Annotated in this window: 13 protein-coding genes and 1 pseudogene; 6 read left to right on the top strand and 8 right to left on the bottom strand. The window is 66.0% G+C overall.

The window, feature by feature from the left end; genetic code table 11:
* Window positions 1-73 precede the first annotated feature (73 nt).
* From G9Q80_RS13410 to G9Q80_RS13390, 5 genes are all read left to right on the top strand, one after another.
* Window positions 74-1612 carry an FGGY-family carbohydrate kinase gene (locus G9Q80_RS13410; protein ID WP_088714298.1) on the top strand — a complete coding sequence of 513 codons (1539 nt, stop codon included), beginning with the start codon at window positions 74-76 and terminating at the stop codon, window positions 1610-1612.
* Window positions 1605-3275 (top strand): glycerol-3-phosphate dehydrogenase/oxidase, encoded by a 1671-nt coding sequence (locus G9Q80_RS13405; RefSeq protein WP_088714297.1) that lies wholly within the window; start codon window positions 1605-1607, stop codon window positions 3273-3275. Before G9Q80_RS13410 ends, G9Q80_RS13405 begins: the two co-directional genes overlap by 8 nt.
* A 25-nt stretch (window positions 3276-3300) precedes the next feature.
* On the top strand, window positions 3301-5037 hold the full coding sequence (gene dhaL / locus G9Q80_RS13400; protein WP_088714296.1) for a dihydroxyacetone kinase subunit DhaL: 1737 nt from the start codon (window positions 3301-3303) through the stop codon (window positions 5035-5037).
* 77 nt (window positions 5038-5114) lie between these two features.
* Window positions 5115-6089: an ABC transporter substrate-binding protein gene (locus tag G9Q80_RS13395; protein ID WP_168246488.1), complete on the top strand. Its 975-nt coding sequence runs from the start codon at window positions 5115-5117 to the stop codon at window positions 6087-6089.
* Window positions 6090-6093: 4 nt separating this feature from the next.
* Window positions 6094-7803, top strand: coding sequence for an ABC transporter permease (locus G9Q80_RS13390; protein WP_088714294.1), 1710 nt, complete (start codon window positions 6094-6096; stop codon window positions 7801-7803).
* A 6-nt stretch (window positions 7804-7809) separates the two neighbouring features.
* Here the strand turns inward: G9Q80_RS13390 and G9Q80_RS13385 are convergent, their stop codons facing one another.
* From G9Q80_RS13385 to G9Q80_RS13355, 8 genes and pseudogenes are all read right to left on the bottom strand, one after another.
* Window positions 7810-8328 (bottom strand): HD domain-containing protein, encoded by a 519-nt coding sequence (locus G9Q80_RS13385; RefSeq protein WP_088714293.1) that lies wholly within the window; start codon window positions 8326-8328, stop codon window positions 7810-7812.
* The gene (locus tag G9Q80_RS13380) at window positions 8325-9356 is read right to left on the bottom strand and encodes an ABC transporter ATP-binding protein (protein WP_088714292.1); all 1032 of its coding nucleotides are present in this window, start codon (window positions 9354-9356) and stop codon (window positions 8325-8327) included. The genes G9Q80_RS13385 and G9Q80_RS13380 overlap by 4 nt, the downstream gene beginning before the upstream one ends.
* A 143-nt stretch (window positions 9357-9499) precedes the next feature.
* Window positions 9500-9913: a M10 family metallopeptidase C-terminal domain-containing protein gene (locus G9Q80_RS28235; RefSeq protein WP_088714291.1), complete on the bottom strand. Its 414-nt coding sequence runs from the start codon at window positions 9911-9913 to the stop codon at window positions 9500-9502.
* Between the two features lie 31 nt (window positions 9914-9944).
* Window positions 9945-10202, bottom strand: a pseudogene (locus G9Q80_RS28750) (hypothetical protein); the annotation flags it as partial.
* On the bottom strand, window positions 10147-10584 hold the full coding sequence (locus G9Q80_RS13370) for a hypothetical protein (RefSeq protein ID WP_133066365.1): 438 nt from the start codon (window positions 10582-10584) through the stop codon (window positions 10147-10149). The pseudogene G9Q80_RS28750 and the gene G9Q80_RS13370, both read right to left, overlap by 56 nt.
* On the bottom strand, window positions 10500-11213 hold the full coding sequence (locus tag G9Q80_RS13365) for a hypothetical protein (RefSeq protein WP_088714289.1): 714 nt from the start codon (window positions 11211-11213) through the stop codon (window positions 10500-10502). The genes G9Q80_RS13370 and G9Q80_RS13365 overlap by 85 nt, the downstream gene beginning before the upstream one ends.
* Before the next feature lie 59 nt (window positions 11214-11272).
* The gene (locus G9Q80_RS13360) at window positions 11273-12151 is read right to left on the bottom strand and encodes an SPM autocatalytic domain-containing protein (RefSeq protein WP_088714288.1); all 879 of its coding nucleotides are present in this window, start codon (window positions 12149-12151) and stop codon (window positions 11273-11275) included.
* Between the two features lie 54 nt (window positions 12152-12205).
* Complete coding sequence (locus tag G9Q80_RS13355) at window positions 12206-12415, bottom strand: hypothetical protein (protein WP_088714287.1); 210 nt, start codon at window positions 12413-12415, stop codon at window positions 12206-12208.
* A 310-nt stretch (window positions 12416-12725) separates the two neighbouring features.
* On the opposite strand from G9Q80_RS13355, the gene G9Q80_RS13350 reads away from it, so the two are divergent.
* On the top strand, window positions 12726-13730 hold the full coding sequence (locus G9Q80_RS13350) for an AraC family transcriptional regulator (protein WP_088669411.1): 1005 nt from the start codon (window positions 12726-12728) through the stop codon (window positions 13728-13730).
* Window positions 13731-13825: the final 95 nt, after the last annotated feature.

The raw sequence follows: 13825 nt of genomic DNA, 5'->3' as shown, positions 1-13825 counted from the left end.
CACGCCACCTCCGGAGCCCGGCCTTCCTCCCCCGGGCTCCGACCTTTTTCCGGACAATCCCGAGAGGCATGACATGGACCGGATCCTGGCCATCGACAGCGGTCTGACCGTGACAAAGGCGGTGATCTTCGACCTGAAGGGGACACAGCTGGCTGTCGCGCGACGCAACGTGACACAGCTGAAACCCGCGCCCCGCCGGGTCGAGCGGGACATGAGCGATCTCTGGCGACAGACCGCCTCGGCCATCCGGGACGTGCTGGAAACCAGCGGGACCGACCCGGCGCGTATCGTCGCCGTGGCCGCCACCGCGCATGGCGACGGGATCTACCTGCTGGACAAGGCAGGCAAGCCGCTGGGGACCGGCATCCTGTCGCTGGACAGTCGCGCCTTCCAGATCGTCGAGGACTGGCAGACCGACGGGACCGACCAACGGGCGCTGGCCCTGACTGGACAGGTGCCGCATGTCTCGGCCCATTCCGCGCTGCTTGGCTGGGTGCAGCGCCATGAGCCGGACCGTTTCGCCCAGATCGGCCATGTTCTTGCCTGCAAGGATTGGCTGTGCTTCTGCCTCAGCGGGCGCATCGGCACCGATCACACCGAGGCCAGCACCTCTTTCACCGACGTGCAGTCGCAAACCTGGTCACAAGAGGCGCTGGAGCTGTTCGGCCTTGGCGATGTGCAGGGCGCCCTGCCCCGCGCCGACCATTCCGCCAGCGTGGTCGGGGAGGTCACGCAAGCGGCCGCGGAGGCGACGGGCCTGCGCCCCGGCACGCCCGTGGCGGCGGGTCTGCATGACGTGACCGCCTCGGCGTTGGGGATCGGCGCGCATCGGCCTGGTGTCGTGGGGATCGTCGCCGGCACCTATTCGATCAACGAAAGCGTCTCGACCCGGCCGATCGTCGATGCCCGCTGGTTCTGCCGCAATGCCATCGACGCGGGACAATGGAACAACATGTCCATCTCGCCCGCGTCGACCACGAATTACGACTGGTTCCTCGACACTTTCTGCGCCGTGGAGCGTGCGCAGGCACGGGCCGAGGGCCAGGACATCCATGCCCTTCTGCGCCCCGAAATCGACGCGGCGCTGAGCCGCCCCTCCTCGATCCTCTATCACCCCTATCTCTTCGGCTCTCCGATGGGCGCGGCGCCCAGCGCGGGCTTCCTGGGTCTGCGGGGCTGGCACGAACGCGGCGACCTGCTCGCCGCGCTGTTGGAGGGGGTGGCCTTCAACCACCGCGATCACGTCGATGCGCTGCGCGGCAGTTTCGGTGGCAGCGAGGCCCGGCTGACCGGCGGGGCCTCACGCAATCCGTCGGTGGCACAGCTTTTTGCCGATGTGCTGGAGATGCCCGTCACAGTCACCGACACGGACGAGGCCGCCGCCTGGGGCGCCGCGCTGTGTGCCGGGGCCGCGGTGGGCGCCTTTGCGGGCTGGAACGCCGATCCGCGCGATCTCGCCGCGCTGGAAACCACCTATCTGCCGACACCAGAACGCGCCGCGCATTATGCCCGGCGCTACGCCATCTACCATGAGATCGCCGAAGGCATGGGCGCGGCCTGGGATCGCCTGAACAGCCTCGAAACCCTCGCCCGGGGCACCGCAAATGACTGAGCCTGCCGCAGAAGACCTTGACGTGCTGGTCATCGGCGCCGGGGTGAACGGCGCCGGCGTGTTCCGCGATCTCTGCGCGCAGGGGCTGAAATGCATGATCGTCGACAAGGGTGATTTCGGGTCGGGCACCAGCGCGGCACCGTCACGCCTGATTCACGGCGGACTGAAATACCTCGAAACCGGGGAATTCCGCCTTGTCGCGGAATCCACCTATGAACGGAACCTGCTGCTCAGGAACGCGGCGCACCTGGTCCACCCCCTGCCCACCGTGATCCCGATCCAGTCCTGGACAAAGGGTGTCTGGGCCGCGCTGCGGACTTTCTTCGGCTCGAAGACGGCGCCGCGCAGCCGTGGGGCGCTGCTGATCAAGGCAGGACTGGCGATCTACGATTTCTACGGCGCAAAGGCGCGCCAGATGCCCCGGCACAGCATGTTGGGCCGGGCGCGCGCCCTGGCCCAGATCCCGGCCCTGACGCCCCGGATCGTCGCCGTCGGCACCTATTACGACGCCACCGTGACCGCCCCGGAACGGCTGGTGATGGAGCTGACCTCTGACGGGGTCGCCCTGTCACCCGCGTCAGAGGCGCTGAACTGGACCACGGTCGAGGGACAACAGGACGGCACCGTGTCGCTGCGCGGACCGCAGGGCCAACACCGTGTCGTTCGCCCGCGTTTCGTGGTCAATGCCGCCGGCCCCTGGATCGACAAAGTGAATGCATCGCTGGGGCTGGACACCCGGCTGATCGGGGGAACCAAGGGATCGCATATCCTGCTGGATCACCCCGAGTTGCTGGACCAGCAGGATGGGCGGATGATCTATTTCGAAGGGGACGACGGACGCATCCTGCTGGTCTTTCCCTTTCACGGCAAGGCGCTGGTCGGGTCCACCGACATCCCGGCGAAAGACCCCGATGCCGTGATCTGCACCGAGGCCGAGACCGCCTATTTCATCCAGAGCCTGCGCGATCTGCTGCCCGGACTGCACTTTGATCACGACCAGATCGTCTATGCCTACGCGGGCATTCGCCCTTTGCCCAATTCCGAGGGCGTGGCGCCGGGGCTAATCAGCCGCGACCATTCCGCCCCGCTGGACCCGGCGACGCCGCAGCGCGCCTTTCCGGTGATGTCCCTGGTCGGCGGCAAATGGACCACCTTCCGCGCCTTTTCGGCAGAGGTCAGCGACCGGGTGCTGGCCGAGCTTGGCATGTCCCGCCAGCAGAAGACCGACGAGATGCCCATCGGCGGTGGACGGGACATGCCCCGAACAACGGAGGCACGGCAGGCGTGGATCAAAGACGTCGCGGCTGAGACCGCCGTTGCGCCGGACCGCGTGGCCGTCCTTCTGGACCGCTACGGAACCACCGCGCGCAATATCGCCGCGCATGAGGGCCATGATGCCACCCCCCTGCCTGACGCGCCGGACCACACCGACCGCGAGATCGACTGGATCGCCGGGCACGAGGCGGTCCAACACCTGTCCGACATCCTGCTGCGCCGCACGTCACTGGCCATCAGCGGGCGCCTGACGCCTGCCCTGTGCCGCGCTGTCGCGCGGATCGCGGGCGGCGCGCTAGGTTGGGGCCCGGATCGGGAGCAGCGGGAACTGGCGGAGCTGGCGAAACTCCTGTCCGAAAGGCATGGCGTTCACCTCGACTTGCGCTAGCCTGCGCCGAAAGGGAGGCCGCATCATGTCGCAGAAGCACCGCAAGCTGATCAACGATCCCGACAACCTGATCGAGGACCTGGTGGCCGGCATGGTTTCAGCCCATCCCGACCTGATCTGCGTCGAGGGCGACACCGGCCGGGCCATCGTCGCGTTGAACGGCCCGCGCGACGGCAAGGTCGGCATCGTCATTGGCGGCGGCTCGGGTCACGAACCCGCCTTTGCGGGCTATGTCGGCAAGGGGCTGGCCGATGCGGCGCCGCTTGGGAACATCTTTGCCTCGCCCTCGCCCGCGCAGATCATGGACGCGGGATTTGCCGCCGACGGTGGCGCAGGGGTGTTGTTTCTCTACGGCAATTACACCGGGGACGTGATGAATTTCGGCATGGCAGAAGAGGGGCTGGCCGAACAGGGGATCACCGCGCGCTCTTTCGTCGTGACCGATGACATCGCCTCGGCCCCGCCCGAACGGGCCAGCGAACGGCGCGGGATCGCCGGGGATTTCTTTGTCTTCAAGGTGGCGGGGGCGGCCGCGGATCTGGGCCTGAGCCTCGACGAGGTCGAACAGGCCGCCGCACGCGCAAACGCGGCAACACGAACGATGGGCGTGGCGCTCTCTGCCTGCATCCTGCCCCAGACCGGGCGTCCGAATTTCGACCTGCCCGTGGGCGAGATGGAAATCGGCATGGGCATCCACGGCGAGCCGGGCATCGAACGCGGCCCTGCCGAGGGCGCCGACGCGGTCGTGGACCGCCTGCTGCCGCCGATCCTCGGGGAACTGGCCTGCACGGCAGGCGACCGGGTGGCCGTTCTGGTCAACGGGTTGGGCTCGACCAGCCTGCTGGAGCTTTACCTGCTGCACCGGCGTGTCGCGCAATTGCTGGAAGACCGGCGGATCACGATCCACCACAGCTGGGTCGGCGAATACTGCACCTCGCTGGACATGGAGGGCGCCTCGATCACCCTGATGAAGCTGGATGCGGACCTGCAGGCATGGCTGGACCATCCCTGCGAGACGCCCGCGCTGCGCGTCGGCAAACCCGATGTCACCCGCACCGCCCGCCCGCGCAGACATAGGGACAGGGTTGCCCCAGTGGCGCACTCTGGCGACCGCACCGACCTGCGCACCGATGGCGAAGTCACCCCGGCAGAGTTTCGCACCATGATGCAGGCCGGGGCCGAGGCGATCTTTGGCGAGGTGGACAGGCTTTGCGCGCTCGACGGCGAAATCGGCGATGGCGACCACGGCGTGACAATGGAAATCGGCTGGAAGGCCGTGATGACCGCGATAGACGCGGCAGACCGGGACATGACGATCACCGATCTCTGCAGGGTGATCGCCGATAGCTTTCTCTCTGCCGTCGGAGCCTCTGCCGGGCCGCTCTATGCCTCGGGGTTCGGCGCGGCCGGGCGGGCCGTGTCCGACCGTTGGGCCCTGGACACCCGCGCGCTGGCCGCCTGGCTGGATGGCATGGCGCAGGGCATCGCGGGACGCGGCGGTGCACGGCCCGGCGACAAGACCATGCTGGACGCCTGGATGCCCGCCGCTGAGGCCGCTGGCGTCGCGGCCCGCGAGGGCGCCACGCTGCAGGACGCGCTGTTCCGCGCGCGCGACGCCGCCCGGCATGGCGCCGATGCCACCGCACAGATGCAAAGCGGCAAGGGCCGGTCGCAGAAACTGGGCCAGCGGTCCATCGGTCACGTGGACCCCGGGGCGGCCTCCGCAGCCCTTTTGCTGGCCGCCTGGTCGGATGCGCTGTAGCACCGATCCGACCGTTGAAAGACTGTCACATTGCTCTGATAGCCCTTCGCCGATGTAACCAAATCATGGAGACCCTCATGCGTTTCGCCCTTTCCGCGCTTGCTGCCGCGCTGCTTTCGACTTCGGCGATGGCCGAGGTGTCGGGCAAGCTGGTGCTGTATACCTCGCAGCCCAATGCCGATGCCCAGCAAACGGTCGACGCCTTCCAGGCCAAGTACCCGGAAGTCGAGGTCGAATGGATCCGCGACGGCACCACCAAGGTCATGGCCAAGCTGCGCGCCGAATTCGCCGCCGGCGCCCCGCAGCCGGACGTGCTGCTGATCGCCGACATGGTCACGATGGAAGGGCTGGAGGCCGAAGGTCGCCTGATGGCTTACCCCGAGGCCGACACCAGCGCCTATGACCCATCCCTGATGGATGCCGAAGGGCACTATTTCTCGACCAAGCTGATCACCACCGGCATCGTCTACAACACCGGCGCCGAGATGGTCCCGACCTCCTATGCCGACCTGCTGAAAGAGGCCGCAAAGGACAAGCTGGCGATGCCCTCGCCGCTGACCTCGGGCGCGGCGACCATCCACATGGCCGCCATCACCGCGCATCCCGACCTGGGCTGGGATTTCTACGAGGGCCTGGCCGCGCAGGGCGCCATCCCCGAAGGCGGCAACGGTGGCACCTACAAGGCCGTCGCGGGCGGCGAGAAACTCTATGGGTTCGTGGTCGACTTCCTGCCGATCCGCAACAAACTGGACGGCGCCCCGGTCGAGTTCGTCTTCCCAGAGGAAGGTGTCTCTGCCGTGACAGAGCCGGTGGCGATCCTGTCGACTACGCAGAACCCGGACGCCGCCAAGGCCTTTGTGGACTTCCTGATCTCGGAAGAGGGCCAGCAACTGGCCGCCGACATGGGATACCTGCCCGCGCATCCCGCCATCACCCCGCCCGAGGGGTTCCCGGCACTGAACGACATCAAGCTACTGGATTTCGACCCGGCCAAGGCGCTGGCGGACGACCAGGCCAACAAGATGAAGTTCACCGAGATCTTCGGCGGCTGACCACTTGCGGCTGTTGAACTTCCTGCGCAGCGGCGAGGGCCTGACCCTTGCCGCTGTCATCTTTTTCGCGCTGGCCCTGCTGGTCTTTCCGCTGGGCCTGCTGGCGCGTGTCGGCGTGACACAGGACGACGTCTTTTCGCTGGCGCCGCTGTCGGATGCGCTGTCCTCGCGCTCGGTCTGGCGCGCCTTCACGCATTCGCTGGAAAGCGCCTTTTTCTCCTCGCTTATCTCGCTGGTCGCGGGCACGGGGATCGCGCTGGCCATCGGGTTGACCGACATTCGCTGGAAGGGTGTCTTCACCTTTCTTCTGCTGATCCCGATGATGATCCCGCCGCATGTGACGGCGATTGCCTGGATCCAGGCGATGGGGCCATCCTCTCCGATCCTGCGCAGCCTGGGGATCGCCCCGGAACTGGGCACCACGCACCCCCTGTACTCCCCCGGCGGGTTGATCTTCCTGCTGGGCGTCCAGCACACGCCGCTGGTCTTTCTTGTTGTGCTTGCCGCTCTCCGCGCCCTGCCGCGCGAGATGAGCGATGCCGCGCGGATCGCCGGGGCCGGTGGCGGCAGGTTGCTCCGGCGCATCATCCTGCCGCTGTTGGCTCCCACCCTGATCGCCGGCTATGCGCTGGCCTTCGTCTCGGCACTGGGGAATTTCGGGATCCAGGCGCTGCTGGGCATCCCCGCGCGCTACATCACCCTGCCCGTGCTGATCTGGCAGCGGCTGGCCAGCTTCGGTCCCTCTGTGCTGACCGACGTGGCGGTGATCGCCTCGATCCTGGCGCTCTTGGCGGTGGCGGTGATCCTGGTGCAGATGCTGTTGCTGCGGAACGCCCGCAGCACGCTGATCGGCCCCCCGCAGCCGCCACTGCACATCCGCCTGGGCCGAATGCGCGGCTGGACCGAGACCGGGCTGGCTCTGCTGGTGCTGGGCACGCTGGTCCTGCCCATCGCGGCGCTGGTGGCGACGGCGCTGGTGCGCACCTATGGGTTGCCCCTGAACGCGGACACGATCACGCTGGACAATTTTGCCGAGATCCTGTTCCGGCAATCCGTCACCGCGCGCGCCTTTCTGAACTCTTCCCTGACCGCCGCCACGGCTGCGGGGATCATCGCCCTGGGCAGCATCCTTGTCGCGCATTTCATGTCCTCGCCCCGGCGCACCGTGCGCAGCACCGGCCTGGGCATCGCGACGCTGAGCGAGATGACCTATGCCATTCCGGGCCTCGTGATCTCGATCGCCTTCATCCTCGCCTTTCTCAAACCCCTGCCGCTGTTCAACGTCTCGCTCTACAACACGCTGGGGATCATCCTGATCGCCTATCTCTGCGCCTTCTTCTCCATCGCACTGAAACCCGTCAGCGCCGCCTTCGTGCAGTTGGACCCGGCTTTGGACGAGGCCGCCCGGATCTCGGGCGCGTGCTACGGGCTCCGGATGCGGCGGATCTTCCTGCCGCTGATCGCCCCGGCGGCGGCGTCGGGCGCGATCCTCGTGTTCCTGACCGCCTACAACGAGGTCACCGTGTCAGCCCTGCTGTGGTCCAGCGGGAACGAGACCATCGGAACGACGATCTACAACTACGAAGATGGCGGTTACACCACCCTTGCCGCCGCGATGGCCAGCGTGACGGTGGTGGCCACGGTCCTTCTGATGGCCGCGCTGGACCGGCTGGGGCGACAGGCGCCGCGCGGCGTGGTGCCCTGGCGGATGTAACCCGCCTCAGGACAAGAGCGGCGCAAACTCGGCGTCGATCCGTTCGAACAAGGGCAGGTAGTTTGCCGTCGTCTCCAAGAGCGCGGGGTTGCCCGCGTGCCTTTGGCGTATGTCCGCGATCCGCTCGGACAGGGTCAGGGCCTCTCCGTTCGGGCCAGAGCGATTGTCGCAAAAGGTCAGCGCCCGGCTGAGGCGGGTATCCATCATCCGGCAGGCCGGCCCGTAGTGCCCGGCAAGGTCAGGGCGTGTCCGCAGGCAGAGACCACGGGCGCCGGAGTGATGCAGCACCGCGTCCACAACCACGGCATCGCAGCCGTCGGCCCGGGCCAGAATGGCCCCGTCGACCGGGTGAAAGCCCGTTTCGGCAAAAGCCCTGGCATAGCCGATGTCGTGATAGGCCGCCGCATTGACCAGCCGCCCGCCGAAATCCTGCCGCGCCTCGACCACCTGGGCCACGCGCATGACTTGACGGATATGGGCAAGCCGGGGCGCATCGGCTGGAAACCAGTCTTCGGGCGCCTTCATCCCGGCAAGACCCAGGCCCGCTTGATCCGCAGGGCCAACCTGTCCCCAACCCGCATCGGCGCGTCATGAGCCACCGTCAGAACGGCCCCGGCATCAAGGGCCACCACAGCCTCCCAGATCCCGCCGCGATAGAGGACACTGCGCACCGTGCCGGTCAATTGCCCTTCATCGCAGACCACAATGGCCTCCGGGCGCACCAGCGCCTGCGCCGGTCCTTCCGGCTGTCCGGGTGTGGTGGTGACGTCAAATCGGCAGCCCGCAAGCTCGGCCATACCGTCGCGATAGAAAACCTCCACGACGCTGCCATGACCGATGAATTCCGCCACCTCGACGGATCCGGGCCGTTCGTAAATCTCCTGTGGCGTTCCCACCTGCAGAAACCGCCCGCCTTTCATCACCGCCATGCGGTCCGCCAGGGCCATCGCTTCGGGCTGGTCATGGGTGATATACAACGTGGTCGCCCCGGACGAGCGGTGAAAATGCAGCAGTTCCCGCTCCATCGTCCCGCGCAGGTGCGGATCGAGATTGGCCAGCGGTTCGTCCATGAGGATCGTCCGCGCCCCGCCTGCAAGGCAGCGCGCAAGGGCCACCCGCTGACGCTGGCCGCCGGACAGCGCCTCGGGTTTGCGCCCCGCCAAGTCCTGCAAGGAGACGGTTTCAAGATGCGCCTCGACAGAGCGCGCCGCCTGCTTGCGCGACATGCCGCCAGCTTCCAGCGGAAAGGCCACGTTGTCCCGTACTGTCATGTGCGGCCAGAGCGCGTAGGACTGAAAGACGAACCCCGTGCCGCGCTGTTCCGGCGGGACCATCGTGCCCTGACCTGCCACTCTGTCGCCGTGCAGCAGGATCTCTCCGCGATCCGGGGTTTCAAGCCCCGCGATCAGGCGCAACAGCGTGCTTTTGCCGCAGCCGGATTCCCCAACGATGACAAAGAGCTCACGGTCGGCCACCGTGAATGAAACCTCGGCGACGGCCGGTTTCCCGGCATAGTCCTTGCCGATACCACTGACCTCGATGCCCGTCGTCATTCGCCTGCACCTCGCTGCGTCGGGAACCCGGTCTTGCCGGGGTGTCCCGCCCCTGTCGGCGGGCACCGGCGCCCGCTTTGCAGGTCGATCCTTACGACCGGGACGGGCGGAACCGCAACCCGGTGCCAGGGTCCAGCACCCTCCTAGAGGACAAAATCCCCGGCCGTCAGCCCGGTTACGGCGGCCACCCGGATCTCTTCGTCTATGGTGCCATCGCCATCGCGGTCCAACTGCACGATGGCCGAGTCGCTGGGCGTTTCGAACAGGCGCAGTTCAGGGCCCCGCGCCGCGGAAAACGAGCTGGTTCCGCAGAACGTGAAACTCGACGGCACCAGTGCCGCCAGGTTGATCACGTCAAGTCCCTGTTCAAAGTCCCGGATCTGCTCGCGTTGCGCACCGATGCCGGTTTCGGCCACCGAGGCGAAGGCAAAGGTATCGGCATCCGCGCCACCCGTCAGGTGATCTGCCCCGGGTCCGCCGATCAGCAGGTCCTGCCCCGCGTCGCCGCGCAGCACATCCGCTCCGGCATCGCCACGCACCGCCCAGCAGCGTGTCATCGCCGCCGCGGCCGATCAGGGCATCATTCCCCCCCAACCCCTGCAGCAGGTTGTCCCCTTCATCCCCCCGCAACACGTCACCAAAGGCACAGCCAAAGAGGTTTTCGATCGACAGGTTGCTGTCGTCGCGCGCCTCGCCGGTGTTGTGCGTGGAATTGGCCAGATCCGCGGTCAACCCGCCCGGCGCGTCGGCATAGACCGCCGTGTCGCGGCCCGGCTCTCCGTACAGGGCGTCATAGGGCGTCGCCGCCCGGTCCGCCGTCCAGCAGGTCGTTGACGTCAGAGCCATAAAGCTCGTCGTCTCCCTCCAATCCACTCAGGATGCGGGTCAGACCTGCAAAGCCCTGCAGGTAATCCAGCCCCGGCATGCCCTGGATGGCGAACGGTCCCAGCAGCGAGAGGTGGCTGCCATTCGCGACCTCCGCCCGCTCTACGACCGACCCGGCCATGTCGAACTGGCCGCTCAGGGTCAATGTCTCGCCACCCACATGCACGTAGAGGCTGTAGCCGTCGAGGTTGAAACTCAGATCCCCCGGCGCGATGCCCGGACCAAAGCGGATCGCGTCCGTGCCGCCGGTCTCGTCGATCAGGTCGGCCCCGTCCCCAGGGTTCCAGATGCAAGTGTCGTTGTCCTCGCCTCGGTACAGCTCATCACTGCCGCCCTCGCCCATAAGGGTATCCTCCCCCTCGTTGCGCTGACAGCACTGGCCAGCCAGGCGGTCTGTTCGGGGACAAGTTCGTCTCCGGGACCGGCAAATGCGATGATGCGCGCCACTTCCATCCAGAAGCCATTGGGATCGGCAAGCGTGGCGGCAATGTCGGCCAATTCCGAAACCATCGCCTGATCTATGCCTTGGCGGGTCAGAGTGGCTGAGCGGAATTCATAGAGGCCCGCCGAGGCTCCGAACAGGAACTGGCCGCCGACCTGCAGGATCAGCTGCACCTTCACAAGGTTCAGAAACTGTTCATAGGCTGCCTCGACCGCATCGGCCTGCCAATTGCCTTCGGGGTCGCGGACCTCCAACCCGGCGGTCACACCAAAGAGGTTGCCGCTGAGCATTTCCATCGTTTCCAGAACACGCGCGTCGATGTGCGGCCCGCGCGACCCGGCTGCCACGTACTGCACCCCGGCCCAGCGCTGGACGATCTCTTCGGCCAGCGCATCAAGGGCCGCAGGGTCTCCGAGCACCTCCCAGGACCAGTTCACCTTGAACGCGGCCACCAGATCCAGCAACGCCTCGTCCAGGCTCATCGCGACATGCAGGTCTGTCAGGTCGCCAAATCCGCGCAAGATCGGCAAGGCCAGGACGCGTGCGTCAAGCAGGTAGTCACCGCGATCGATCGTATCCAGATCGTCGTTCAGGAACCAAAGGTCGGTGATCGTGCCGGCAAACCCGTCATGACCACGGAAATCGCCAAAATGTCGTAGTCGTCCAGCGTATGCAATTCGTCGGCATCGCTGACCCCGTCGCCATTCGAGTCGATCCACAGCTGCAATTCGGAAAAGGCGGCGTCGCGGGCATTGACCCGGCCATCTCCGTTGCTGTCCAGCGCCGCGAGGTTGTCAAAGCCCGTTTCATACACCTCCGTGACGCAGAACATCTCTGTCTCGTCGTCGATGATGCCGTTGCCGTTCACGTCCCGAACCAGAAAGGCGTCATCCCCGCCGGTGCCCGTGTTGTTTGTCTGACCCTCGGGCAGAATCCAGGCCGTACGCTCGGCGAAACCGTCGCTGTCGAGGTCGAGATAAACATTGGACCCGGTCGCCGCCGTAAGACCAAGCGCTGTGACCACGATTCCGTCACCGTCAAGGTCCAGTATCAGCGGACAGGTCTGCAGCGGAGCGCCGTTGGTCGATCCCGCCGGCCCCAGGATAGCCGCCGGAGGAGAGCTAAGCGGCGTCCGGGCGGACGGGTTTTCAGGATCGGCCGGTCCGGTGAGATCCTCGGGCACGGCGGGCGGAGCATGGGGGTCGGCGAAGTCCTTGATCGAAACCGGAGGCTGCCCCGGAAGCTCCAGCAGGATGCCACCGTCGGGTCCGCGTGAAAGATGTTCCGGGTATTGGTCGATCAACGCGTCCAGAAGGACCTGCCCCTCGTTGAAGGTTTCGAACATCATTTCGGCAAGCTCGGTCGGAGAGCCTGTCATCCAGGGCGTAAACTGCTCGATGATCTTGAACAGGATCACCGCTTCTTTCTGAGCCGCGTTCAGCTGCGAATTGTCAGCGATCGCACGCACGTCGTTGACGAATTCGACGACCTCAAGCGTCTTGGAAAAGGCTTCGCCTGCTGCCTAGAACAAATCGCTCTCTCCGATGGGCAATTTTTCGGCGATGATTTCGGCGATTTCTTCGAGCGGCTCACCGAAGGTATCGCCAAGGATGTCGGACAGTTCCGATTTTGCCGCGTCCGTCATGGAGGCTCCGATGGCGTCGTCGACCACGTTCCCGGCCCAGACCTTGGTTCCCGTCTCGACAATGACTTCAAGAATGCCGTCGCTCATGATTCACCGCGGAAACTCAAATCCAACACGCCGAAAATGACAGCGCCCGGCAAATCTATCTCCATCTTTTGGTCCCCGCTAAGGGCATGATTTGCCAAGGCCGCTTTTGCGGACTTCCCGAGCATCTTCGGCCGCTCGGGGCGCGAATTTGAATCGACGCGTGCTGAAAATCAGGATGAAATGGGTTTTCATGCCAATTTCCAGAATGCCCGGCATGGCGTGGCACGGCTGCACGGGCGGATGCCCCTTGTGCGCCAGAGGGACGGCAAGGATTGGACCGCGATGCCGGACAAGGGGTAGTCTGCGCGTCATGGGGTACGTGACATCGCTTTTCCCGCGCAAGGTGATCGCGGCGGTCGGACCAGTGGTCGACGGCCCAAACCTGCTGCGCGGGCTGGGCCTGGACCCCGACGACCCCTGGGACCCCAAGATCATGGTGCCCGTGACTGTCTATTACGACATGCTGGAACGGATCGCCGAGACGGTCGACCCGACCGACCTGCCGCTGAAGGTCGGCGCCTCCATGCGCTGTGACGAATACGGGGCGCTTGGCCTGGCCTGGAAGGCCGCCCCCGACCTGATGGGATCGCTGGCGCGGATTGAACGCTATGCGCGGGTCTGGACCAGCGTGGTGGAATACGAATTGCGGCCCGATCCGCGTGGCGTCCTGCTGGTCCTGCAACGGGCCGGGGCGCGGCGGCTTGGTCTCAGGCTCTCGAACGAGACGTCGCTGGCCAGCGCGGTGTCGATTGCCCGGCAGGTCAGCCCGGTGCCCTTTGCGCCGCTCGAAGCGCGGTTTCAACATCCACCGCCGCGTACCCTGTCCCACCACGAAAGCTGGTTCGGATGCCCCGTCCATTTCGGCAATGACATGGACGCGCTGCTGATTTCCCACGAGGCGGCCAGACAGCCGAACATCCTGGGGGATGAGGGGATCACGCGCTTCCTGATCTCGCATCTGGACGAGGAGCTGTCCGAGATTGCCGGGGAGGATACGCTGGAGACGCGGTCCAAGGCCGCCATCGCCCGTGCACTCAGCGAGGGCCTGCCAAAAATGGCCGATATCGCCCGGGGCCTTGGCCTCAGCGCGCGCAGCTTTCACCGGCGGCTGTCCGAACAGGGGCTGAGCTTTCAGACACTGACCGCCGAGACCCGTCGCGAACTGGCCGAAGGGCTACTGCGCGACGAGAGGTATTCGCTGGCAGAGGTCGCCTTCCTGACCGGCTTTTCCGAGCAGAGTTCCTTTACCCGCGCGTTCAAACGTTGGGTCGGGCGGACCCCTGCCAGCTACCGCAAGGTGCACGGCACGGGCTGATCCCGCATTGGCAACAACTGTCAAAACGCTGGCGATGGCGGTCAATACCCGGCGCCCGCCAACGGTCTATCCCTCTGTCATCATGTTCAGACAAG

Source organism: Mameliella sp. LZ-28 (genome assembly GCF_012274245.1).
Taxonomy (GTDB): Bacteria; Pseudomonadota; Alphaproteobacteria; order Rhodobacterales; family Rhodobacteraceae; genus Antarctobacter; species Antarctobacter albus.
Note: the sequence above shows the minus strand (reverse complement) of the source record. Positions and strands in the feature narration are given on the sequence as shown.

Bases quoted from the DNA above. Each gene is read 5' to 3' on its own strand.
- G9Q80_RS13410 (WP_088714298.1), top strand. From the start codon at position 74: ATGGACCGGATCCTGGCCATCGACAGCGGTCTGACCGTGACAAAGGCG.
- dhaL (WP_088714296.1), top strand. From the start codon at position 3,301: ATGTCGCAGAAGCACCGCAAGCTGATCAACGATCCCGACAACCTGATC.
- G9Q80_RS13385 (WP_088714293.1), bottom strand. From the start codon at position 8,328: ATGAAGGCGCCCGAAGACTGGTTTCCAGCCGATGCGCCCCGGCTTGCC.
- G9Q80_RS13380 (WP_088714292.1), bottom strand. From the start codon at position 9,356: ATGACGACGGGCATCGAGGTCAGTGGTATCGGCAAGGACTATGCCGGG.
- G9Q80_RS13350 (WP_088669411.1), top strand. From the start codon at position 12,726: ATGGGGTACGTGACATCGCTTTTCCCGCGCAAGGTGATCGCGGCGGTC.
- G9Q80_RS13395 (WP_168246488.1), top strand. From the start codon at position 5,115: ATGCGTTTCGCCCTTTCCGCGCTTGCTGCCGCGCTGCTTTCGACTTCG.
- G9Q80_RS13370 (WP_133066365.1), bottom strand. From the start codon at position 10,584: ATGGGCGAGGGCGGCAGTGATGAGCTGTACCGAGGCGAGGACAACGAC.
- G9Q80_RS28235 (WP_088714291.1), bottom strand. From the start codon at position 9,913: ATGACACGCTGCTGGGCGGTGCGTGGCGATGCCGGAGCGGATGTGCTG.
- G9Q80_RS13355 (WP_088714287.1), bottom strand. From the start codon at position 12,415: ATGAGCGACGGCATTCTTGAAGTCATTGTCGAGACGGGAACCAAGGTC.
- G9Q80_RS13405 (WP_088714297.1), top strand. From the start codon at position 1,605: ATGACTGAGCCTGCCGCAGAAGACCTTGACGTGCTGGTCATCGGCGCC.